Origin of the sequence: Streptomyces sp. NBC_01618 (assembly GCF_045209435.1) — a bacterium.
Classification (GTDB): Bacteria; Actinomycetota; Actinomycetes; order Streptomycetales; family Streptomycetaceae; genus Streptomyces.
Genome location: NZ_CP109297.1, coordinates 5,360,541 through 5,381,699, shown reverse-complemented (window position 1 = coordinate 5,381,699; position 21,159 = coordinate 5,360,541). Strand labels below are relative to the sequence as shown.

Sequence of the window (21,159 nt, the reverse complement as noted above, 5' to 3'; positions counted from 1 at the left end):
GTCACATCGGTTCGGGACCTGGTCCCCCCACTGTTAGGCTTGTGCTTATGAGTGACCTGCTGGAACGACTTCGCGGACGCGGCTGGCGCATGACCGCCCAGCGGCGCGTCGTGGCCGAGGTCCTCGACGGGGACCATGTGCACCTGACGGCGGACGAGGTCCATGCCCGCGCCGTTGCGAAGCTGCCCGAGATCTCCCGCGCCACCGTCTACAACACCCTGGGCGAGATGGTGACGCTCGGTGAGGTCATCGAGGTCTCCACGGATCGCCGGGCCAAGCGCTACGACCCGAACGCGCACCGCCCCCACCACCACCTCGTCTGCGCGCGCTGCGGCACCATCCGCGACGTACACCCGGCCGGCGACCCGTTGGCGGATCTGCCGAGCGACGAGCGGTTCGGATTCACGGTCTCCAACGTCGAGGTGACCTACCGCGGAATCTGCCCGAACTGCGCCGCGACGAGCTGAGTTCTGCCACGGAAGGCCCCGGTGCAAGCATCACGCGCACCGGGGCCTTCCGCATGAACAGCCACCGGGGGGTGACACCCGCCCCGGACCCACCACGCGCGCACCCTCTTCCCGAATCTGATGGGTCGTCATATCGTCGTCGGCGATCACGTCCGCCCCGCGGCGGATCCGCACCTCGATACGCGCGAGGAGAGACCCGTGGGAGATCCGCACCCGACCCCACCCACACCCCCGGCCCCGGCCTCAGCCCTTGGCCGGGTTCCTGCTCCTGCTCCTGCTCCGGCTCCAGCTCCTGCTCCGGCTCCAGCTCCAGCTCCAGCTCCGGCTCCGGCTCCGGCTCCAGCTCCGGCTCCAGCTCCAGCTCCAGCTCCAGCTCCAGCGTCCACCTCGGCCACCCGACCCAAACTCCGCGCCGACGCGCTCACCCGCTCCTTCGGGCGCGGCGCCAAGGCCCTGCCCGCCCTCGGCCCCGTCGATCTCTCCATCGCACCGGGCGAGTTCACCTGCATCGTCGGCCCGTCCGGCTGCGGCAAGTCCACGCTGCTCAGGATCGCCGCCGGACTGCTCCGCCCCAGCTCCGGCGAGCTGTCCATCCGTACGGCATCGCCCCGCCCGGCGGCGATGATCTTCCAGGACTACGGGATCTACGACTGGAAGACCGTGCTGGCCAACGTCCGGTTCGGCCTCGACATCCAACGCGTACCGCGCAAGGAGGCCGACGCCAGGGCGCGCGACTGGCTGGCCCGGATGGGGCTCTCCGACTTCGCGGGGGCTTATCCGGCCGCCCTCTCCGGCGGAATGCGGCAACGCGTCGCGATCGCCCGCGCCCTCGCCGTCGAGCCCGAGATGCTGCTGATGGACGAACCGTTCGCGGCGCTCGACGCCCAGCTGCGCACGATCCTCCAGGACGAGCTGCTCGACCTCACCCAGACCACCCGTACCACCACCCTCTTCATCACCCACAGCCTCGAAGAGGCGATCGTGCTCGGGGACCGGGTGCTGGTGATGTCCGCCAGACCGGGGCGGATCATCGCCGAGCGCCGCCCGCCGTTCGGCCGGCCCCGCACCGGCGAGGTCCGGTCGGCGCCCGAATTCACCGCGCTGAAGAGCGAGTTGTGGGAACTGCTGCGCGGCGAGGTACGGCGGGAGGCGGTTCCGGCATGAGCACCACCGTGCACGCCACGAAACCCGATGACGGGGTGCTGATCCGCAGGCCGGGCCCGCAGGAGCTGCATCCGGTACGCACCCACCGCAGGCGCCGCGCCCTGGAGATCGCGCTCGCCGTCGCCGTACCGCTGCTGCTCGTGCTGCTCTGGCAGCTGGCCGCGACACAGTCCTGGATCGACGCACGGGTCTACCCCGCCCCCTCGACCATCCTGGCGGACGGCTGGGACCGGGCGGGCGCCGGTGAGCTGTGGCCGGATGTGTGGGCCACGCTCAAGCGGGTCCTCGGCGGCTATGCGATCGGCACCATCGCGGGATACGCGCTCGGGCTGCTGATGGGCTCGCTCTCTCTCGTACGGGCGGCGCTGGAACCGTTGCTCGATGCCCTGTACGTCGTACCGAAGCTGGCCCTGCTGCCGGTCTTCCTCAATATGTTCGGCCTCGGCGAAGGGCCGCAGATCGCTCTGGTCGCCGCGACCGTCTTCTTCTTCGTCTGGATCTCCACCATGGCGGCCGTGCTGGCCGTCCCGGTCGGCCACCGTGACGCCGGTCAGGTCTTCGGCGCCTCGCCCTGGCAAATGTTCCGGCACGTACTGCTGCCCGCGTCGCTGCCCGCGGTCCTGGTCGGGGCGCGGATCGCGGCGGGGGTGGCCGTACTGGTCATCGTCGCCTCCGAACAGATCGCGGCGGCCGACGGGCTGGGCCATCTGATCTTCGACTCACGGGCGCTGTTCCAGAACGACGTGATGTTCGTCGGCATCGTGTGCGTGGCGGTCCTCGGTGTCGTCTTCTCCGAAGTGGTGCGGATCGCCGGACGGCTGCTCACCCCATGGGCCCCCCGCGACCGCGGCCGCGGCCAGTCCTGAACAGCTCACCCCACGTTCTTCGTACGGAGGCACTGTGCGTACACGTACCCCCTGGACCTGCACCGTCGCACTCATCACGGCGTCCCTGCTCGGCGCGGCAGGCTGCGCCGGGAAGGATTCCACCGACGACCGCGCCGCCGCGCCGCGCACCGTCGCTCCCGTCGCGGGCTGCGGCGCCGGCAGCTGGAGCGACCCGGCCGACCTCGCCCCCGACCGGAAACCGGCCCGCTGCGACAAGGGGGCCCCGGCGGCCCGGCCCCTGGCGAAGAAGCGGAAGCTCACCGTCGCCACCGGCACCCTGAGCGCGGAGTACGTCGCTCCGCTCCAGGTCGCGGTGGCGAAGGGTGAATTCGCGAAGGAAGGGCTGGACGTCCAGCTGAAGGTGCTGCCCACCCCGGACGCCCTGCCGCTGCTCGCCAAGGGCGATGTGGACGCCCAGTGGGCGGCACCCGAGGCGGCCGTGATGAACGGCATCAACGGCGGTTTCGACATCAGGTGGGTGGCCGCGAACTTCTCGCCCGACCCCACCTCCAAGAGCGGCCTGTGGGTGCGCCTCAAGGACGGCGAGAGCGCCGATCACGTCGATATGGCGGGCCGGAAGATGGGCACGATGATCGGCAAGGGCTCGGTCATCGCCTACCCGATGGACACCTCCCTGAAGAAGCACGGCGGCGGCCTCGGCGAGATCGGCTTCCAGCAGCTCGGCTCCGCGGACGTGCTGACCGCGCTGGAGAACGGTGGCGTGGACTCCGCCTGGCTGCTCGACCCGGTCTGGCGCAAGGTGGACGGCGACAAGAAGTACGCGTTCCTGGGCGGCCAGCCGCTCGGTGAACCGCTCGGCGGCCTGCTCTTCGGACCGACGCTGCTGAACAAGGACCCGGACGCCGGCGTCGCCTTCCTCCGCGCCTACATCCGCACAGTGAACACCTACTTCGCCGGCGACTACAAGGCCGACCCCGCGTTCGTCGCCGAACTGGCGAAGCTGATGAAGACCGACGAGGCCACGCTGCGGTCGACCCCGTCGATGCGGATGGACTGGGAGATACGGAAGGGCACGACGGACCGGCTGCAGCAGGCGTACGCGGACGCGGGCGTCTCGAAGGGTGCCCCGGTGCCGGAGGAGAAGGTCGTGGACCGGGCGATGTACGCGGAGGCGGTGGGCCACTCGCTCTGACTCGCGCACACGGGCATACGCAGAAGGCCGGATCCTCTGGAGGATCCGGCCTTCTGCATTCAGTAGCGGGGACAGGATTTGAACCTGCGACCTCTGGGTTATGAGCCCAGCGAGCTACCGAGCTGCTCCACCCCGCGTCGTTGTGGTCCCCACAGTACGTCAGCGCTCCGGACCAGCGCAAATCAGTTCCTGCGCCGGGTGGGGACGTACCGGAACTGCCGCTTCCACGGCGCGCCGCCGCCGAGTACCGCCACTCACCCCACCCGACCTGCTCACCGCACCCGACTGCCCCCAGCCGGCTGCCCCACCCAGAGCCGTACCGGCTCGCGTCACCCGGCCTTGCCGCTCGGCCTCGCGCCGCCTCGACCGCTCGGTCCTACGCGGTGAGCTCCTGGTGCAGCGCTTCGCGCAGCCGGGCGGCGCGCTCGGCGACCTCTGCCGGGCCCAATTCGACTGCCCGCGCACACCAGCGCTGCCCCTCGGTGAGCTCGCCGCGACGGGCGGCCAGCAGGGCGAGGCGCAGGGCGGCCCGCCCATGCCCGTCGCGGGCGGCGCGGCTCCACCACAGCGCGGCCTCGCGCTCGCTGCCCTCGCGGGCGAGCAGCAGCCCGAGGTTGAAAGCGCCGTTGCGGCTGCCCGCCTCGGCGGCCTCGCGGTACCAGCGGGCCGCGCTGTCCACGTCGCCACGGGCCGCCGCGAGCATGCCGACCCGCACCTGGGCACGGCGGTGCCCCTGTTCGGCGGCCCGCTCGTACCACTCCTCGCACTCGGTCTTCTCCGGCATCGGCTCGCCGAGCGCGGGAGGGCCGGGCGGCGGCTGCCGTGAGTCCAGCACCCCGGCCAGCCGGAAGGCCGCCTCGGCGCTGCCACCGCCCGCCGCGCAGCGCAGATGGCGCTCGGCCTCCTGCTCCTCGCCGTGGTGCAGCAGGGCCATGCCCACCTGGAGCGCGGCCTCGGTGTGGCCGGCCGCCGCGGCACGCTCGTACCAGACCAGCGCCGCACGGTCCTCGTCGCGTCCGGCATGCAGGATGCCGAGGTTGAAGGCCGCATCCACACTGCCCGCCTCGGCGGCCTTGGAGAACCAGGGTTCGGCGCCGGTCGCGTCGCCCGCCTGGAGCAGGAGTACGGCCAGCGCGTTGGCGGCCTCGCGGTGGCCCGCGTAGGCGGCGCGGCGGTACCACTGCTCGGCCTGCGGCGTACGGTCCTGCGCAGCGCAGAGCAGCCCCAGGTTGTAGGCGCCGTTGACGTCGCCCGCGTCCATCGCGGCGCGGTACCAGCGCTCGGCGGTCTGCTGCTCGCCCCGGGCCGCGTGCAGGGCGCCCAGGGCATTGGCGGCGTTCCCGTCGCCGTCCTGGGCGGCGCGCAGCCACCACACGGCGGCGCTCTCCTCGTCGCCCGCGTCCCGGAGCAGGAAGCCGAGCGCGCAGGCGGCCCGTGCCTCGCCCGCCTTCGCGGAGATGAGGTACCAGCGGCCGGCCTCCTTGAGCTCGCCGCGCTGCTCGAGGATGGCGCCGAGGTGCAGGGCGGCACGCCGGTGGCCGCGCGCGGCGGCCTGCCGGTACCACTGCTCGGCCTCGCCCACGCGCCCGGTCGCCGGACCTGCCACGGGGCCGTCGTCCCGGCGCGCCGCGGAGCGGCCGGTGACACCCGGACGACCGGTAGTACCGGTACCTGCCCCGGAACCGAGGCCGGGACCGGGGCCGGGACCGGGGCCGGGACCGGGGGCCAGCCCCGGGCGGCCGAAAGCGTCGTGCGGGTCGTCGGCGGCGTTGCGGTCCAGGATGCGCGCGAGGCGGTACGCGGCCTCCCGGTGCCCCTGCTCGGCGGCGGCGCGCAGCCAGCGCTCGGCGCCGACGTCGCTGCGGTGTTCCAGCAGGTCGGCGAGGGCGTACGCGCCGAGCGCGTGGCCCTGCTCCGCGGACTGCCGCAGCCAGTACTCGGCACCGGGCTCGTCGCCGCGCTCCCGGTAGTGGCGGCCGAGGGCGTGTGCGGCGGCGGCGGAGCCCGCAACGGCCGCGATACGCCACCAGCCGGCCGCGTCGTCGACGTATCCGCGCTGGTGGAGGAGGACGCCGAGGTTGTTGGCCGCGGCCCGGTCGCCGTCGGCGGTGGCCGCGCGCAGATAAGGCTCGGCGCCGTCCAGATCGCCGCGGCGCAGCAGCAGGGCCCCGAGGACGCTCATCGACGTGGTGTCCCCGGCGTCGGCGGCGCGACGGTGGCGCGCCTCACTCTCGGCGCTCTCCGGACTCTCCCGGACCTCCGGACCCTCCCGGACTTCCGGGTTCTCCCGGACCTCCGGACCCTCCCGGACTTCCGGGTTCTCCCGGGTCGCCGGGATTTCCCGGACCCCGGAGCCTTCCGCAGCCTCGATGGCCCCGGCGCTCCCGATGGCCCCGGCGCTCGCCGTGCCCTCTGCGTTCTCTGCGCTCTCGACGGTCGCGGCACACCCCGCAGTCTCGGCGGTCTCGGTCGTCCCAATGATCCCAGAGGTCTCAGTGTTCCCGGAGGCCCCGGTGTTCTCGGCGGTCTCGTCGTTCTCCACGGCGGCTACACCAAAAGCCGCATTCATCACGCTATCCGGCCGATGAGCGCGGCGCTGCACAAACCGCCCTGTCTCCAACAGAGTTGCCCTGTCCCCCATAAATACCATCGTCGCACCACCTGCAACCCGCGTACACCTGGTATATCGCGGCCAGTGAGGTCACTTCAGCGTTTTGTCGACATGCCCACAGAGAGATAAGTCAAACACGTCCGGGCCTAACTCGCGCCCTACGAACCGCCCTTCACACACACCGCACAAGAATGTCGCCGCGACACGACGAAGGCCCGGATCCTCGAAAGGATCCGGGCCTTCATCTTTCAGTAGCGGGGACAGGATTTGAACCTGCGACCTCTGGGTTATGAGCCCAGCGAGCTACCGAGCTGCTCCACCCCGCGCCGTTGTGTTCAAACCGTACCACGGCGCGAGGGGGAGCCTTTACCGAGTTACTCAGCCACCACTACCAGCTTCGGATGTTTTGTCCGCATGATTCGAACTGTCCGCATTGCTCGCGCTGTTCGCTCCGTCGGCGCTGTTCGAGCTGCCCGACTTGGGCTGGGCGGCCGCCGCACGCTGCAGGGCGTCCTGCAGATCCGCCTGGGCCTTGCCGTAGGCGCTCCAGTCCTGCTTCTTCAGGGCCGCCTCGCCTTCCGCGTAGGCCTTCTGCGCGTCCGCGATCGCCTTCTTCAGCGCCGCGTCACCGGTGGCCGGCGGCTGCGTCGTTTCGCCCGGTGGCCGGGTGGTCTCCGGTGGCTGGGTGGTGCCGGGGCCCGTCACCCCGAAGACCGCGTTGAGCGCCTCCCCGAGGCTGTTCTCGAAGACGGTCTTCGACCCGTACGAGGCGGCGACCTTACGCAGCAGCGGGTAGTTCTGCGTGCCACCGCGCGTGTACACCGGCTCGATGTAGAGGAAGCCCCCTTCGAGCGGCACGGTCAGCAGGTTGCCGTACTCGATGTCGGAGTCGGTTCCCTTGAGGTTCCTCACGAACTCGGCGACGTCGCCGTTGCCGTTGAGCTCACTCTGTACCTGGCCGGGGCCCTTCACCGTGGTGGTGACTCTCAACAGCCTTATCGTGCCGTAGTCCTTACTGGCCGCGTCGGCGTCCACCGCCATGAACGCCCCGAGGTCGGGCCGCCCCTTCGGGGTGAACGTCGTCGTCAGCGAGAACTTCTGGGCCGGCTGGTCCGGCATCTTTATGCTCAGGTAGTACGGCGGGACTGCACCGGACTCCTTCTTGGTCGGGTCATCCGGGACCTGCCACGCGTCACTGCCGCTGTAGAACTGGGCGGGGTTGGTGACGTGGTAACGGGTGAGCAGCTCGCGCTGCACCTTGAACAGGTCCTGCGGGTACCGCAGATGTTCCCTGAGCTCCTGCGGGATGTCCGCCTTGGGCTCGACGGTCCCGGGGAACGCCTTGCGCCAGGTCTTGAGGACCGGGTCCTCGGTGTCCCACTCGTAGAGCTTGACCTTGCCGTCGTACGCGTCGACGGTGGCCTTCACCGAGTTGCGGATGTAGTTGACCTGGTTCTGCTGGGCGACGACCGCGCGCTGGTTGGTGGTCAGCGAGTCGGCCGTGGTGTCACCGAGCGTCGTACGCGAGGCGTACGGGTAGCCGTTGGTGGTGGTGTACGCGTCGACGACCCACTGGATACGGCCGTTCACCACGGCCGGGTAGGCGTCGCCGTCGATGGTCAGCCACGGGGCGACGGCCTCGACGCGCTCCTTGGGCGTGCGGTTGTAGAGGATCCGCGAACCGTCGCCGATGGCCCCCGAGTAGAGGATCTGCGGCTCGCTGAACGCCACCGCGTACGCGGCACGGTTGAAGGCGTTGGAGAGACTGACCCCACTGTTGCCCTGGTAGCTGGTGGTCTTCTCGCCGTCCTCCTCGTAGTCGAGCTCCTTCTGGGGCCCGCCGACGATGGAGTACTGCTCGGTCTTCTCGCCGTAGTAGATCTGCTGCTCGTACTTGCCGAGCTCACCCGAGGTCGGCAGACCGGACTCGGTGAAGTCCGGTGAACCATTCGGGTTCTTGCCGGTCGTCGTGCCCTTGGCCGCGATGGCGCCGTAGCCGTGGGTGTAGGTGAAGTGGTCGTTGATCCAGTTGCGCTTGGGGATGCCGTCGAGGTTGAGCTCGCGCAGACCGATGACCGTGTCCTGGTCCTTGCCTGCGGCGTCCTTGTAGCGGTCCACGTCCAGCGTCTTGGGGAACTGGTAGTAGTTCCTCTTCTGCTGGAGCTGCTGGAAGGCCGGGGAGACGACGTTGGGGTCCATCACGCGGTAACTGGCGGCGGTATCCGCGCTCGCGCGCAGCTTGGCGTCGTCGTTCGTCGTGCTCTTGCCCGCGTAGTCGTCGACCTGAGCGTTGCTGATGTCGTACGCGTCACGCGTCGCTTCGATGTTCTTCCGGATGAACGGGGCTTCCTTGGCCTGCTCGTTCGGCTGGACCTGGAACTTCTGCACGATCGCCGGGTACAGCCCGCCGATCAGGATCGCCGAGAGCACCATCAGACCGAAGCCGATCATCGGGAGCTGCCAGGTGCGGCGCCAGAGCGTCGCGAAGAAGAGCACGGCGCAGATCGCGGCGATGCAGAACAGGATGGTCTTCGCCGGAAGGTAGGCGTTGGCGTCGACGTACCGCAGGCCCGTCCAGTTGTCCGTGGCCTTGAAGTCGCTGGACTTCACGGCCAGGCCGTACCGGTCGAGCCAGTACGCCACGGCCTTCAGTGAGACGAAGACGCCGAGCAGCACCGACAGATGGCCGGTGGCCGCGCCGGTCGCCCGTGCGCCGGGACTGGTGATACGGAGCCCGCCGTACAGATAGTGGGTCAGCGCGGCGGCGATCAGCGAAAGCACCGTGGCCGCGAAGCCGAAGCCCAGCAGGAAGCGGTACCAGGGCAGGTCGAAGGCGTAGAAGGAGACGTCCAGATGGAACTGGGGGTCCTTCTGGTGGAACGCCACGCCGTTCACGTACATCAGCCAGGTACGCCACTGGCCGGAGGCGGATGCTCCGGCGATCAGTCCGACGAGCGCGGTGATCGCGAGCAGCACCCACTTCTTGTACGGGGCGAGGCTCATCCGGTAGCGGTCCAGGCTCTGCTGTTCCAGGGACATCGCGCTCAGCGGCGGCCGGAGCCGGTGCGCGAGCCAGATGTTCAGGCCGACGGCGATCGCCATCAGCAGTCCGAAGACGAGGAACAGCCCGATCTTGGTCCACAGGGTGGTGGTGAAGACGGATGAATAGGCGACCGACCGGTACCAGAGCCAGTCCGTCCAGAACCCGGCGAACATGACGAACGCCATGGCGAGAACCGCCAGGACGCCAAGTGTCATGAGCAGGGTACGGGCGCGCCGGGACGGGCGGCCGACTCTGATCCGTGGCCCGGTCGGGCCTCCGCCGCGGTCCGGCATCTGGAAAGCCAACGTGCGCACCTCGAAGTTCGCGGGTCGTGTGAAGCGGGCCCAGCGATCGTAGAGCCCACCTATGCAACTTACTGAGGCTTTACCTAGTTCCCGCTCCCGGGGCGGAAGGAGGCAGGATGTTGGTCATGCCCAACGTTTCCCCCTCAGGCCCCCCGATGGCCGCGAGCCCTCTCACCGTCGCCGTGCTCGAAATCGACGAGTACATCTCCGGTCTCGGCTGGGACCAGCCGGCCCGGCTCTTCGCTCTCGTCGACACCGCCCGGCTGCGGGCCCAGGAGCCCGGCCTCGCCGCCCAGCTCGGTCTCGACAGCTCCGATTCCCCGACCGCCTCACTCACCCCCATCGAGCAGGAGGAACTTCCGCCGGGGACCGCCCTGGACGAGTTCCTCGCCACGATCGCCTGGCCCGACGCGGTGATCGGATGCGCGATGACGGTGGAGCGGCTGATGCTGCCGCCGTCCGCCGAGGCCTCCGTACCGGAGGGGCTCAGCGATGCCCAGCTGACCAAGTGGGTCGCCGAGCACCCGGAGCGCCAGGAGGTGCGGATGACGGTGGCCGTCCTTCGGGACGGTACGCGCGAGGCGGCCGTACGGCTTCGCGAGAAGGACGCCCCGCGCGAGGTACGGACCGGCGCCGGACTGGTGCCCGGGCTGGCCGACGCACTGGCCGCGACCTTCGAGGCCTGACCCCGCAGCGTCCCGCCGAGGTCCTGTCCGGCCTTGATCGGCCGGACAGGACCTGAAGGGCGCGGTCAGCCCGCCGAGCAGCTCGGCAGGCCGGCCGTGTTCCCTGCCCTGATCTTCTCCAGCGACTTCTTCGCGTCGTCGATCGTCTTCACCTTCACCAGCGTGAGTCCGCTCGGGATGTCGGTGGCGGCGGCCTTGCAGTTCTCGTCCGGTGTCAGGAAGTACCGGGCGCCCGCGTCGCGCGCGCCGACCAGCTTCATGTTGATGCCGCCGATCGGGCCGACCTTGCCCTTGTCGTCGATCGTGCCGGTGCCCGCGACGAACTTCCCGCCGGTGAGGTCGGTGGGCGTCAGCTTGTCGATGATGCCCAGGGAGAACATGAGGCCGGCGCTCGGGCCGCCGACGTCGGCGAGCTTGATGTCGATCCGGAACGGGAACGTGTGGTCCGTCCCGGCCTGGATGCCGACGATGGCGCGGTTCTCCTTGGGGGCCTTCGCGGTGGTGATGACGATCTTCCGGGTGCCCTCGGGCTCCTTGCCGGCCTTCTCGGCCTCCAGTGCCGTCTTCGCCGGGATGATCGTGAACGTGACGTCCTCGCCGGGCTTGTGGCGGGTGACGAGCTTCGCGACGTCCTCGGGCTGTTTCACCGCCGTGCCGTCGACCTGCTTGATCACATCGCCGGCGTGCAGCTTGCCCTGGGCGGGGCTGTCCTTGATGACCGTGGAGACCACTACGCGTGAGGACACCGGGATGTGCAGCTCGTTCAGGGCGGCGACCTTGGCACTCTCCTGGGACTGGCTGAATTCCTCGGCGTTCTCCTGCGTCGACTGCTGCTCGGTCTTGCCGTCGGGGTACAGGGTGTCGTGCGGTACGACCACGCTGTCGTGGGCCAGCCAGCCGTACACGGCCTCGACGAGGTTCATTCTGTAGTCGGCGCCGGTGACCCTGACCGTCGTCATGTTGAGGTTGCCGGACGTCGGGTACGTCTTGTGCCCGGAAATCTGCAGGACCGGCTGGCCGTCGACCTTGCCGAGGGTGTTCTCGGTCGGGCCGGGAGACATTTCCGAATACGGCACTTTGATCAGCAACACTGCGCAGAGCAGCGCGATGAGGATGAGGGTGGAGGCGAGCATCGTCGCGGTGCGGCGTGGCATGGAACGACAGTACGGGAAGGGTCTGTCAGTGCACTGTCGGGGCCGGTCCGTACGGGGCGGGGAACGGGGTGTGGCGCTGTGCCGGAGAGCGTCCGCGGTCGGCGCCGCTATGCGGATTGGCGATTGCGTACGTTCGCTGAAAAGTCAGAGGACATCGGAACCGGAGTGCGACTTCTCCATCGCCTCACGGAACCTGGCATAGCCGGCGAGTTCTGAAACATCACCGGCCGTACGATTACGGGTGGCCCAGCTTCCCCATATCGCAGCGCCGAACGCAGCGAAAAGCGGAATCAACAACCAAGCGAGTGCCGCCATTACGACCTCCCTACCCCGTGAGCGACCGCAACTGCACGATCAGCAGATTAACCATCTGCAGGATCAACGCTCACGGCAGGGGTGCGGTTACGCAAATCGGGGCGGACAACCACCCGATCGGCTTGCACTCAGCAGGCGCCGACCCACTCCTCGGTGCCGTCCGAGAACCGCTGGTGCTTCCAGATCGGAACCTCGTGCTTGAGGTCGTCGATGAGCTTGCGGCACGCCTCGAACGCCTCCGCACGGTGCGGGCAGGAGACGGCGACGACGACGGCGAGGTCGCCCACTTGGAGGTCACCCACACGGTGGACGGCAGCGAGTGCCCGGACCGGGAAGTCCGCGGCGACCTTCTCGGCCACCCGGCGCAATTCGTCCTGCGCGGAGGGGTGGCAGGAGTATCCGAGCGCACCGACGTCCTGACCGCCGTCGTGGTTGCGCACCGTGCCGACGAAGAGCGCCGTGCCGCCCGCGGCGTCGTCCCCGACGGCCCGGAAGATCTCGTCGACCGACAGCGGCGTCTCTCGAATCGCCAGCAGCCGGATGGGGTCGGTTGCCGCCCGCTCGCCGGGGTGGTCATGGGTGGGAGCCATGGCCCCATGGTGCCGTACGGCACCGACATCGTGGAATAGCGTTATCCACCGGCGGACCGCCCCTGACCTTGGATCCTCCTACAGACGTCCCTCGGTGCGCGGACGTCCGCGGCCCGCCCGGCCCCAGGGCCGAGCCCGGCCCCTGATCCGGACGAGAGGCCACAGCCTAGATGCGGCGGCGGGCCTTGCGGGCCCGGCGGACCAGGGCGGCGGTGCCGAGCAGCGCCACGGTCGCACCGGCGGCACCTGCCGCGGTCGCGTCCTTGCGGCCGAGGCGACGTCCGGCGACGGTGTGCCGGCCTTCCACCTCTTCCAGGAGCGCGGCGAGCACCTCCTCGTTGGTCCAGCCCGGGCGCCAGCCCGCGTCGTGCAGCCGGCTCACGCTGACCACCCAGGGGTGCATCGTGTACGCGAGATCGCCCGCCGGGGACGGGGTGAGGCCGATCCGGTGCAGCCGGGCGGCGGCGCCGAGGGCCACGGCGGAGGGCAGTTCCATCCGGCGGACGCCGCTGAGCTCCTCGACCTCCTCCTGTTCCAGCCAGCCGTCGCAGCCGACCGCGAACTCGCCGTCGATCTTCTCCAGCGCGGCGTACTCCAGGGCCGTGACCAGGTCCTCGACATGGCAGAACTGCCAGGTGGGGCGCGATCCGGCGACGACCAGGAGGCGCGGCGACTCGAAGTAGCGGGTCAGCGCGGTGTCCGTACCGCCGACCAGGACGGTCGGCCGGACCACGGTCACGTTGAGTCCGGGGTGGGCGCGGGGCGCGCGTCGGCCGAGCCGCTCGATCTCCAGGAGGTCGCCGACGCCGGTGGCCTCGGCCGTGGCGCGCAGTTCGGCGTCCTCGGCGAGCGGGATGTCGTTGTCGGGCAGCGCCCCGTAGACCATGGCCGAGGTGCACAGGACGACCCGGTGGACCCCCACGGCCGCGGCCGCCGTCAGCACGGTCTGGGTGCCGCGCACGTTGTAAGCGGTGCGGGCGGCGGGGTCGGTCTCCAGGTCGAGATCGAGTGCCAGGTGCACGACGACGTCGGCGCCGCGCAGCTTCTCCGCGATGGCGGGATCCCGGACGTCGAGGATGTGCCAGGTCGCCTCGGAGACCTCTCCGCGGCGCTCATCGATGGCGATGACCTGCTTGATCTCCTCGGATGCCGCGAGGCGTGCGGTGAGCAGCTCACCGACGCCCCCAGCGGCTCCGGTGACCGCAACGACGGGGCCGCGGCTCCTGGAGCGGTTTTTTGCGGGCTTGTTCTCGGTCGAGGGGTCGGACAGGTTTCGCGCTGCGCGAACCTGAGGATCTGGGGAACTCACCGGGCGTCTCCAGCGGTTGACTTCAGTACGTACCCGAATGACGCGTACGTACCAGGTGGCTTCCATCCTGCCGCAGGCCGGGAGCCGGCGGAGCACTGAGGCCCCAAGCGGACTTTTGGTGTCTACGCTGGATGGTGATGTCGGGCAGTCGCCGTCGGTTCGAGCCGGCGGCCCTACGAGCCGAGGAAACCCGTGAGTGACACCCCATTCGGATTCGGCCTTCCGCCGGAGGAGCCGGAGAACGGCGACGAAGGCAAGAAGAAGGACCCCACCGGAGGTGGGCAGGGTTCGGGCGGGCCGGCGAACCCGTTCGGCTTCGGGCCCGGCGCGGGCGGGGACAACCCGTTCGCGGCGATGTTCGGCACGATGAACCCCAACGACCTGGGGGCGGCCTTCCAGCAGCTCGGCCAGATGCTGAGCTACGAGGGCGGTCCCGTGAACTGGGACATGGCCAAGCAGATCGCCCGCCAGACGGTCTCGCAGGGCACGCCGGACGGCACCAAGGACGTGAGCGTCGGCCCGTCCGAGCGGTCCGCGGTCGACGAGGCGCTGCGGCTGGCCGACCTCTGGCTGGACGGGGTGACGTCGCTGCCCTCCGGTTCGGTCTCGACCGTGGCGTGGAGCCGTGCGGAGTGGGTCGAGGCGTCCCTCCCCGCCTGGCAGAAGCTGGTCGACCCGGTGGCCGAGCGCGTCGGTCTGGCCATGGGTGACGTGCTGCCCGAGGAGATGCAGGCGATGGCGGGCCCGCTGATCGGCATGATGCGGTCGATGGGCGGCGCGATGTTCGGCCAGCAGATCGGGCAGGCAGTCGGTGTGCTGGCGGGCGAGGTGGTCGGTTCGACCGACATCGGGCTGCCGCTCGGCCCGGCGGGCAAGGCCGCACTCCTGCCGTTGAACGTCGAGAGGTTCGGCAAGGACCTGAGCGTGCCGCAGGAGGAGGTGCGGCTCTATCTCGCCCTGCGCGAGGCCGCCCACCAGCGGCTCTTCGCCCATGTTCCGTGGCTGCGCTCGCATCTGTTCGGCGCCGTCGAGGGGTATGCGCGCGGTATCAAGGTCGACACCAGCAAGCTGGAGGACGTGGTCGGTCAGTTCGACCCGTCGCAGCCCGAGCAGTTGCAGGACGCGCTTCAGCAGGGCATGTTCCAGCCGGAGGACACCCCGGAGCAGAAGGCCGCCCTGGCCAGGCTGGAGACGGCGCTCGCACTGGTCGAGGGCTGGGTGGACGCCGTGGTGCACGAGGCCGCGAAGTCTCGTCTGACCTCGGCCGACGCGCTGCGCGAGACCATGCGCAGGCGCCGCGCCTCCGGTGGGCCGGCCGAGCAGACGTTCGCCACGCTCATCGGCCTCCAGCTGCGTCCGCGGCGGCTGCGTGACGCCTCGCGCCTGTGGGCGTCGCTCACGGACGCCCGCGGTCTCGACGGCCGCGACGCCTTGTGGGCGCACCCCGACATGCTGCCGACCGCCCAGGACCTCGACGATCCGGACGGCTTCGTGCACCACGAGCAGCTGGACTTCTCCGAGCTGGACAAGATGCTCGGCGAGGCCGCGAAGGGTCCGCAGCAGCCCGAGGCCGCAGCGGACGGCACGAGCGAGCCGGGCTCCGGAGGAACGGACGACCGAAAGAGCGACGGCGACGGCAAGGGCGACACCGACCAGTGAGCCTGTACGACGACGCCGTTCTCGTACTGAAGGGGTACGAGAACCCGGTGGACCCGGCCCAGGAGGAACTGCGCCAGGTCTATCTGGATCATCTGGCTCAGCATTCCGACGGCATGTGGAAGGCCTGCGAGGCCGGGCACCTGACGGCCAGCGCACTGGTCATCGATCCGGACCAGGGCCGGGTTCTGCTCACTCTGCACCGCAAGCTGCAGATGTGGCTGCAGATGGGCGGCCACTGCGAACCACAGGACACGACGCTGGCCGCCGCGGCCCTGCGGGAGGCCACCGAGGAATCCGGCGTCAGCGGCCTGACTCTGCTCGCGGGCGGACCGGTGACGCTGGACCGCCACCGGATCCCCGCGCCCTGTCACTGGCACCTGGACGTGCAGTACGCGGCGCTGGCGCCGTCGGGCGCGACGGAGCAGATCAGTGACGAGTCGCTGGACCTGCGCTGGTTCGCGTACGACGAGGTCGCGTCGGTGGCCGACACATCGGTCGTACGCCTGATGACGCGCGCCCGCGCCGCGCTGGAGCAGCGCCGGTAGGCACGACATGTAGCACGGGTAAGGGGCGGTCTCCTGGAGACCGCCCCTTACTCATGTGGTGCCGGTGCGCGGCGGCTCAGTTCCAGGCGTTATTCTGGTTCTGGCCGTGGGCTCCTTGCTGGCCCATGCCGTACTGGGCCCGGATGCCCTGGCCGATCTCGTGGTTCTGCGGCGGCAGCACCTCGCTCGGCTGGACCAGGGCGAAGCCCTGGCCGAGGAAGCTGAGTTCCCAGCCCTCGCCGGTATTGCCACGCCGCCGCCAGACGCCCGAGGAGTGCGTCTGGGCCTGCATCTGCACGCGCAGCGCGCTGGACCAGGCGACGATCGCGTCGGCGTCGGCGTTGACGTACTTGTCCGGCGTGACCTGCATCATCAACGGCTGGCCCGAGGTCATCAGGGCGACCTTGCCGGTGCCGGAGATGTTGAGCTGGTACTTGCCGGTGCCGGAGATGCCGTACTGGCTGTCCACCGCGATGACCTCGGTGTGCAGCGAGGAATCGAGGGCCAGGACGTAGGCGCTGTCCACCGTGATGCCGTCGCGGTCGACGTCCACGACGTGGATGTACTGCGCGAGGTTGGCGAGGTAGACGGTGCCCTGCCCGGAGCAGCGCATCAGTTCCAGGCCCTCGCCGGTGCTCGCGCGGGCGCGGCGCTGGCCGTGCGACTGGTACTCGCCGTCGAACTCCATCAGCCCCTGGTAGGCGACCATGGCGCCCTTGCGGGCGAGGACGTCGTCGTGACCGGTCAGCGAGACCCGCAGGAGCTGCGGGTTCTGGACGGTGTACCGGTCCTGGGACTGCTGTTCCGTGTAGCTGAAAAGCGGACTCTGCATGGTGTGTTCTCCCTCCCCCTCAGTTCCGGATCCGCAGGCGGTCGGTACTGTCCTCGCTCGGCTGTACGACGACGATGCCCTGGCCGGAGAAAGCCATTTGGTACGCCTCGCCGCTGCCCCGCCCGATGAGCGAGGAGGCCTTGAAACTGCGCTTGCCCTTCACCTTGAGGTTCGGGGACCACGCCACGAGGGCGTCCGGGTCGACGTAGGTCTCGTCCTCGCCGCGTCCGCAGTCGACGACGATCGGGGTGCCGCGTGAGGTGATGGCGACCCAGCCGGTGCCCGAGATGCAGACGTTCCACAGTCCCTGGCCGACGAACTTGGCGAGGCCCTTGACCCGCTCCACGCCCCAGGTGAGATGTCCGTCGAAGGCGAGGACGTTGGTGCCGTTGACCGAGAGGGAGTCGTTGTTGAGGTTGATGACGACCACGTCGGCGCCGTAATCGGCGAGGTAGAGCAGTCCGTCGCCGGAGCACTTCATGATCGGCGCACCCTCGCCGGTGATCCACTGGGAGGCGATCTGTCGGACGGCCGGCGGGTTGGGTTCGTACTGGATGAAGCCCTCGTACGCGACCATCGAGCCGGTGCGGGCGTAGAGGTCCTGGCCGGTGGCCATGGCGACCTTGAGCATCGTGTGCCCGTGGTTCTCCATACGGGCCGTGACGGGGGTCGGGGCGTAGCCCGCGAGTTGCTGGTTCATGACGGGCTCCCTCAGACCTCGTAGGGCTGGACGACGATGAAGTTGCCGGGGGCGCCCCGGAACTGAAGGTTCACGGTCTCGCCGCTGTGCCCCGGGTACGCGTTGCGGCGCAGCCGGACCTGGCTGGAGATGATCACCTGGGACGCGGACGACCAGGCGACGACGGCGTTGCAGTCGGCGAAGGTGGTCGGGGTGACGGGCAGGACGACGGGGACGCCGTGAGTCTTGACGACGACCGTTCCGGTGCCCTGGAACTGCATGGTGAACAGGGCGCCGCCGGGGATGCCGTGGCCTTCGATCCTGCGGACCTCGTGCTGCAGCGACTCGTCGAAGGCGAGGACGTTCTCCGCCGAGACGCAGATGCCGTCGCCCTGCAGTTCGATGGCGTGCAGATGGGCGCCGTCCTCGGCGAGGAAGACCTGTCCGCGGCCGGTGCAGCGCATCAGCTGCATTTCCTGGCCGGTCGCGTTGCCGACGACGCGGCCGGCGAAACCGGCGCCCTTGTAGCTGAAGTCGACCTTGCCCTGGTACATCACCATGCTGCCCTGGCGGGCGAGCACGGGCGTACCGCCCATGGTGAGGTCGACCCGCATGAGCTGCTGGTTCTGCGGGGTCCAACGCTGCCCGGTGGCCGTCTCCTTGTACGGCTGGAGCGCGGCCTGCAGCCCGGCCCCGGCCTGCGGCACCCCTTGCGGCACGCCCTGGGGCATACCGGGGAGCTGCATACCGGGCGGCTGCTGGCCGTACGGGGCAGGAGTCTGCTGGCCGTACGGAGCGACGGGCGCGGGCTGCTGTCCTGGGATCTGCCCGAACTGCGGTTGTTGGGGCGGCTGGCCGGGCTGTCCGTAGGGAGCCGCCGGGGCGGGGGCGGGCGGCGGCACCATGCCGCCGTGCGGTGCCATCGGGGCCGCTATCGTCGGCGCGGCATGCATCTGCTGCTGCGGCGTGGGAACCGGGGCCTGTGCGGCCGGGGCACCGAAGGACGGGGCGGGCTGCGGTGCTTGAGGGGCCTGTGGTGCGGCCGGGGCACCGAAGGACGGGTCGGGTGCCGGTGCGGCCGCCTGGGCAGGCGGGGCGAACGACGGGGCGGCGGCCTGCGGCTGAGGCGCGGCGGGCGCTTCCTCGGCGACCTCGCCGCCGAAGTTCTTCAGCAGCGCGTCGAGGCCGCCGTCGAAGCCTTGACCCACGGCGGCGAACCGCCAGACGTCCTTCAGATAGAAGTCGCCCAGCATCACCGCACGCTCGGTGGTGAACTCCGAACCGTTGAAGGCGTACCTGACGACTTCTTCGCCACCCGCGACGATCCTGATGTAACCGGGGCCGACCTGGGACATCTGCCCGGCGCCGTCGACCGTCGCGGTGAACGACAGCTTGTGGATGTTCGCCGGAATGCGCTCCAGCGTGACGCGGAACGACTCGGTGTCACCGGCCTGGGCGCCGAGGAGCTGAATGGACTCCTCGGGTGATTTAGGCTGATTGAAGAAGATGAAATACCGGTCGTCGGAGAGCTGCTCATTGGCATCGAGGCCGAAGCAGCTGATGTCAAAGGTCAGTCCCGGGCCGGCGATCTGCACACCTACGTACAGGTCCGTCCCCGGTGTGAGATCGCTGATCTTGGCCTTGTGGCCGCGTTGGAATTCCCTGGCCATGCGTAACGACCGTCCCCCATCCCGAATGTGAATGCGTCGCGTCAGGCTAACCGCAAACTCCGACATTGAGCTAAGTCGGTACAGACCCGGTACAGAACCGCTGACAGTCACTCACCGCGCGCGGCGGGCAGATGCGGCAGCCGGTCGGCCGCCACCACACCCTCCAGGTAGCCCCTGGCCCGTTCGGTACGCGGATACGCCTCCAGCAGCCGCCAGAAGCGCGGACCGTGGCCGGGGACGAGCAAATGGGCAAGCTCATGGACCAGTACGTAATCGACAACGTACTCGGGCATGCCCTGCAGCCGGTGCGACAGGCGGATGCTGCCCTCCGCCGGGGTGCAGGACCCCCATCGGGTGTTCTGATTGGTCACCCATCGCACGGACGCGGGTCTGGCCCGCCCCTCGAAATACTGGGCGGACAACCGCTCGGCGCGCTCGGTCAGTTCGCTGTCACCGAGGATGCGCTTGCTCTCCTGGGCCGCGAGCTTGTCGAGCATCACGTTCACCCAGCGCTGCTCCTCGGCCTCGGACATCCGGGCGGGGATGAGCACGATGGTGCGGTCACCCTCCCGGTACGCGGAGACGGTTCTGCTGCGGCGGGTGCTCCTGCGGACCTCGACCGCGCTCGTCGCCGAGGCGCGGGGCGGACGATTCACCGCGCTGCGCTGAGGGGTTCCGGCACTGCGCGCGGGGGTCTCCCCGGCGAGTCCGGGTGACGGGTCGGCGGGCACGCCACGACGTTACCCGGTGTCAGTGGGGGAAGTCCCGTCTCCGGGACGGTTCGCGCGCGATCCACCCCACGCCATGCACCATTTGAACGACTAATACCCCATGCCTGTGGATAACTTTCTGCACACTTCGCCGCCGACCTGCATTCTGACAACGGATCTCGCGGAGATCCGGGCCACAGCCCACGCACAGAGATCATGGAACACAGACCGGGGGGAAGGCGTGTATCCGATGTTGAAGCCCGCACTGCGCCGCGCGTGGTGCGCACAGGGCACCGTGCAATTCGGGGTGACCGCCGCTCACGCGGTGAAGCTCGGCCCGATGGATATCGCCACGGGCTGTTTTCTGGAACTGCTCGACGGTACGCGCGGCCTGCCACTGCTGTGTGAAGAGGCCCGCGCGCTAGATCTGTCGGACCATCAAGTGGACACATTGATCCGCCGGTTGTTGGACGCCGGCCTGATCGACGATGTGCGGGCCGCCGGCCCGGAGACCGATGCGTTACGGAACCGGCCCGATGCCATGGAGCGGTACCGCCCTGATCTGGCGTCGCTCTCAGTCGTCCATCCCGAGCCGGGTGGCGGGATGCGGCGGTTGGCGGCCCGCCGGGCGATGCGGGTACAGGTGCGGGGTGCGGGGCGGGTCGGTGCCACGATCGCGGCGGTGCTGTCCGGCTCCGGGGTGGGCCGGGTGGAGGTCCTGGACGGCGGGTGCACCGAGCCGTGGGACGTGTCACCCGGTGGGCTTCCAGCGGCCGCCGTCGGGGAGCGCAGGGCCACCGCGGCCCGGCAGTTGGTGCGCAGATCCGCCGCCGGTCCGGCTCCCCGGACGGCGGAGACGGCGGAGGTCTCGGCGGGTTGCGAGCCGGGGCTGTCGCTGATCGTGGTCGCCCCTCGTGACGGCCTCGCGGTGTACGTCCCCGACCCGCGCCCGGCGGAGCCGTGGATCGCTTCGGGGACTCCCCATCTCTATGCCGGGGTGATGGAGGCGACGGGGGTGGTCGGGCCGCTGGTCCTGCCCGGGGGCACGGCGTGCGCGGGATGTCTGGCACTGAAGCGTGTGGAGCGGGACAAGGACTGGTCCAGGATGCTCTCGCAGTGGCGGTCCGGGCGGCGCGCCGCCGTCCAGGCCTGCGACCTGGCGCTGGCGACGGCGGTGGCCGGTCTGGCGGCCGCCCACGCGCTGTCCTTTCTGGACGGGGAGCTGCCGACCAGTACGGGGGCCCGCTGGGAGGCCGCGCTACCGCTGTTGGACTGGCGGTCCGAGCGGATCGGGGCGCATCCCGACTGCTACTGCGGAGCGGCTGGGCACACTGAGGGGGAGCGCGCCTCCGCGGTACACGACACAATGGCCGGGTAACC

Annotated in this window: 18 protein-coding genes and 2 tRNA genes; 8 read left to right on the top strand and 12 right to left on the bottom strand. The window is 69.9% G+C overall.

Translation table 11 applies throughout. The features are described from left to right. Window positions 1-47 precede the first annotated feature (47 nt). The 4 genes from OH735_RS25120 to OH735_RS25105 all read left to right on the top strand — a co-directional run bounded on the left by OH735_RS25120 (window position 48) and on the right by OH735_RS25105 (window position 3,671). Window positions 48-467, top strand: coding sequence for a Fur family transcriptional regulator (locus tag OH735_RS25120; RefSeq protein ID WP_266748423.1), 420 nt, complete (start codon window positions 48-50; stop codon window positions 465-467). Window positions 468-665: 198 nt separating this feature from the next. Then, window positions 666-1,631 carry an ABC transporter ATP-binding protein gene (locus OH735_RS25115; protein WP_406383784.1) on the top strand — a complete coding sequence of 322 codons (966 nt, stop codon included), beginning with the start codon at window positions 666-668 and terminating at the stop codon, window positions 1,629-1,631. Then, window positions 1,628-2,497 (top strand): ABC transporter permease, encoded by an 870-nt coding sequence (locus OH735_RS25110; RefSeq protein WP_406383783.1) that lies wholly within the window; start codon window positions 1,628-1,630, stop codon window positions 2,495-2,497. Before OH735_RS25115 ends, OH735_RS25110 begins: the two co-directional genes overlap by 4 nt. A 34-nt stretch (window positions 2,498-2,531) precedes the next feature. Beyond that, a complete protein-coding gene (locus OH735_RS25105; protein WP_406383782.1) occupies window positions 2,532-3,671 on the top strand; it encodes an ABC transporter substrate-binding protein in 1,140 nt (379 codons plus the stop codon). Between the two features lie 63 nt (window positions 3,672-3,734). Here the strand turns inward: OH735_RS25105 and OH735_RS25100 are convergent. From OH735_RS25100 to OH735_RS25085, 4 genes are all read right to left on the bottom strand, one after another. Next, window positions 3,735-3,808 (bottom strand) — tRNA-Met (locus tag OH735_RS25100). 239 nt (window positions 3,809-4,047) lie between these two features. Further along, the gene (locus OH735_RS25095) at window positions 4,048-6,321 is read right to left on the bottom strand and encodes a tetratricopeptide repeat protein (protein ID WP_406383781.1); all 2,274 of its coding nucleotides are present in this window, start codon (window positions 6,319-6,321) and stop codon (window positions 4,048-4,050) included. A 213-nt stretch (window positions 6,322-6,534) separates the two neighbouring features. Next, window positions 6,535-6,608: transfer RNA gene (locus tag OH735_RS25090), tRNA-Met, on the bottom strand. Between the two features lie 52 nt (window positions 6,609-6,660). Then, entirely contained in the window at window positions 6,661-9,618 is a 2,958-nt protein-coding gene (locus OH735_RS25085; protein ID WP_406386722.1) for a UPF0182 family protein, read from the bottom strand. Between the two features lie 128 nt (window positions 9,619-9,746). Between OH735_RS25085 and OH735_RS25080 the strand changes: the two genes are divergently transcribed. After that, a complete protein-coding gene (locus tag OH735_RS25080; protein WP_406383780.1) occupies window positions 9,747-10,316 on the top strand; it encodes a PPA1309 family protein in 570 nt (189 codons plus the stop codon). A 65-nt stretch (window positions 10,317-10,381) separates the two neighbouring features. Here the strand turns inward: OH735_RS25080 and OH735_RS25075 are convergent, their stop codons facing one another. The 4 genes from OH735_RS25075 to OH735_RS25060 form a co-directional block, all read right to left on the bottom strand. Further along, on the bottom strand, window positions 10,382-11,470 hold the full coding sequence (locus OH735_RS25075; RefSeq protein ID WP_406383779.1) for a PDZ domain-containing protein: 1,089 nt from the start codon (window positions 11,468-11,470) through the stop codon (window positions 10,382-10,384). A gap of 144 nt (window positions 11,471-11,614) precedes the next feature. Further along, window positions 11,615-11,785, bottom strand: coding sequence for a hypothetical protein (locus OH735_RS25070; protein ID WP_389983097.1), 171 nt, complete (start codon window positions 11,783-11,785; stop codon window positions 11,615-11,617). A 128-nt stretch (window positions 11,786-11,913) separates the two neighbouring features. Further along, window positions 11,914-12,375 carry a molybdenum cofactor biosynthesis protein MoaE gene (locus OH735_RS25065; RefSeq protein WP_406383778.1) on the bottom strand — a complete coding sequence of 154 codons (462 nt, stop codon included), beginning with the start codon at window positions 12,373-12,375 and terminating at the stop codon, window positions 11,914-11,916. A 166-nt stretch (window positions 12,376-12,541) separates the two neighbouring features. After that, window positions 12,542-13,684, bottom strand: a complete 1,143-nt coding sequence (locus OH735_RS25060) for an SDR family oxidoreductase (RefSeq protein WP_406383776.1) — start codon at window positions 13,682-13,684, stop codon at window positions 12,542-12,544. A gap of 192 nt (window positions 13,685-13,876) precedes the next feature. Here OH735_RS25060 and OH735_RS25055 point away from each other — a divergent pair, with 192 nt between their 5' ends. Together OH735_RS25055 and OH735_RS25050 are read left to right on the top strand one after the other, a co-directional pair. Continuing rightward, on the top strand, window positions 13,877-15,343 hold the full coding sequence (locus OH735_RS25055; RefSeq protein ID WP_406383775.1) for a zinc-dependent metalloprotease: 1,467 nt from the start codon (window positions 13,877-13,879) through the stop codon (window positions 15,341-15,343). Beyond that, window positions 15,340-15,888 carry an NUDIX hydrolase gene (locus OH735_RS25050; protein WP_406383774.1) on the top strand — a complete coding sequence of 183 codons (549 nt, stop codon included), beginning with the start codon at window positions 15,340-15,342 and terminating at the stop codon, window positions 15,886-15,888. The genes OH735_RS25055 and OH735_RS25050 overlap by 4 nt, the downstream gene beginning before the upstream one ends. Window positions 15,889-15,964: 76 nt before the next feature. Here the strand turns inward: OH735_RS25050 and OH735_RS25045 are convergent, their stop codons facing one another. The 4 genes from OH735_RS25045 to OH735_RS25030 all read right to left on the bottom strand — a co-directional run bounded on the left by OH735_RS25045 (window position 15,965) and on the right by OH735_RS25030 (window position 19,800). Beyond that, a complete protein-coding gene (locus tag OH735_RS25045) occupies window positions 15,965-16,720 on the bottom strand; it encodes an AIM24 family protein (RefSeq protein WP_406383773.1) in 756 nt (251 codons plus the stop codon). Between the two features lie 19 nt (window positions 16,721-16,739). Next, on the bottom strand, window positions 16,740-17,420 hold the full coding sequence (locus tag OH735_RS25040; protein ID WP_406383772.1) for an AIM24 family protein: 681 nt from the start codon (window positions 17,418-17,420) through the stop codon (window positions 16,740-16,742). Window positions 17,421-17,431: 11 nt separating this feature from the next. Then, complete coding sequence (locus tag OH735_RS25035) at window positions 17,432-19,069, bottom strand: TerD family protein (protein WP_406383771.1); 1,638 nt, start codon at window positions 19,067-19,069, stop codon at window positions 17,432-17,434. Window positions 19,070-19,176: 107 nt separating this feature from the next. Next, a complete protein-coding gene (locus OH735_RS25030; protein WP_406383770.1) occupies window positions 19,177-19,800 on the bottom strand; it encodes a M48 family metallopeptidase in 624 nt (207 codons plus the stop codon). A 220-nt stretch (window positions 19,801-20,020) separates the two neighbouring features. Here OH735_RS25030 and OH735_RS25025 point away from each other — a divergent pair, with 220 nt between their 5' ends. Beyond that, window positions 20,021-21,157, top strand: coding sequence for a ThiF family adenylyltransferase (locus tag OH735_RS25025; protein ID WP_406383769.1), 1,137 nt, complete (start codon window positions 20,021-20,023; stop codon window positions 21,155-21,157). Window positions 21,158-21,159: the final 2 nt, after the last annotated feature.

Coding starts and splice junctions, on each gene's coding strand:
- OH735_RS25120 (WP_266748423.1), top strand. CDS start 48: ATGAGTGACCTGCTGGAACGACTTCGCGGACGCGGCTGGCGCATGACC.
- OH735_RS25110 (WP_406383783.1), top strand. CDS start 1,628: ATGAGCACCACCGTGCACGCCACGAAACCCGATGACGGGGTGCTGATC.
- OH735_RS25095 (WP_406383781.1), bottom strand. CDS start 6,321: ATGGTATTTATGGGGGACAGGGCAACTCTGTTGGAGACAGGGCGGTTT.
- OH735_RS25085 (WP_406386722.1), bottom strand. CDS start 9,618: ATGCCGGACCGCGGCGGAGGCCCGACCGGGCCACGGATCAGAGTCGGC.
- OH735_RS25080 (WP_406383780.1), top strand. CDS start 9,747: ATGTTGGTCATGCCCAACGTTTCCCCCTCAGGCCCCCCGATGGCCGCG.
- OH735_RS25075 (WP_406383779.1), bottom strand. CDS start 11,470: ATGCCACGCCGCACCGCGACGATGCTCGCCTCCACCCTCATCCTCATC.
- OH735_RS25070 (WP_389983097.1), bottom strand. CDS start 11,785: ATGGCGGCACTCGCTTGGTTGTTGATTCCGCTTTTCGCTGCGTTCGGC.
- OH735_RS25065 (WP_406383778.1), bottom strand. CDS start 12,375: ATGGCTCCCACCCATGACCACCCCGGCGAGCGGGCGGCAACCGACCCC.
- OH735_RS25045 (WP_406383773.1), bottom strand. CDS start 16,720: ATGCAGAGTCCGCTTTTCAGCTACACGGAACAGCAGTCCCAGGACCGG.
- OH735_RS25040 (WP_406383772.1), bottom strand. CDS start 17,420: ATGAACCAGCAACTCGCGGGCTACGCCCCGACCCCCGTCACGGCCCGT.
- OH735_RS25035 (WP_406383771.1), bottom strand. CDS start 19,069: ATGGCCAGGGAATTCCAACGCGGCCACAAGGCCAAGATCAGCGATCTC.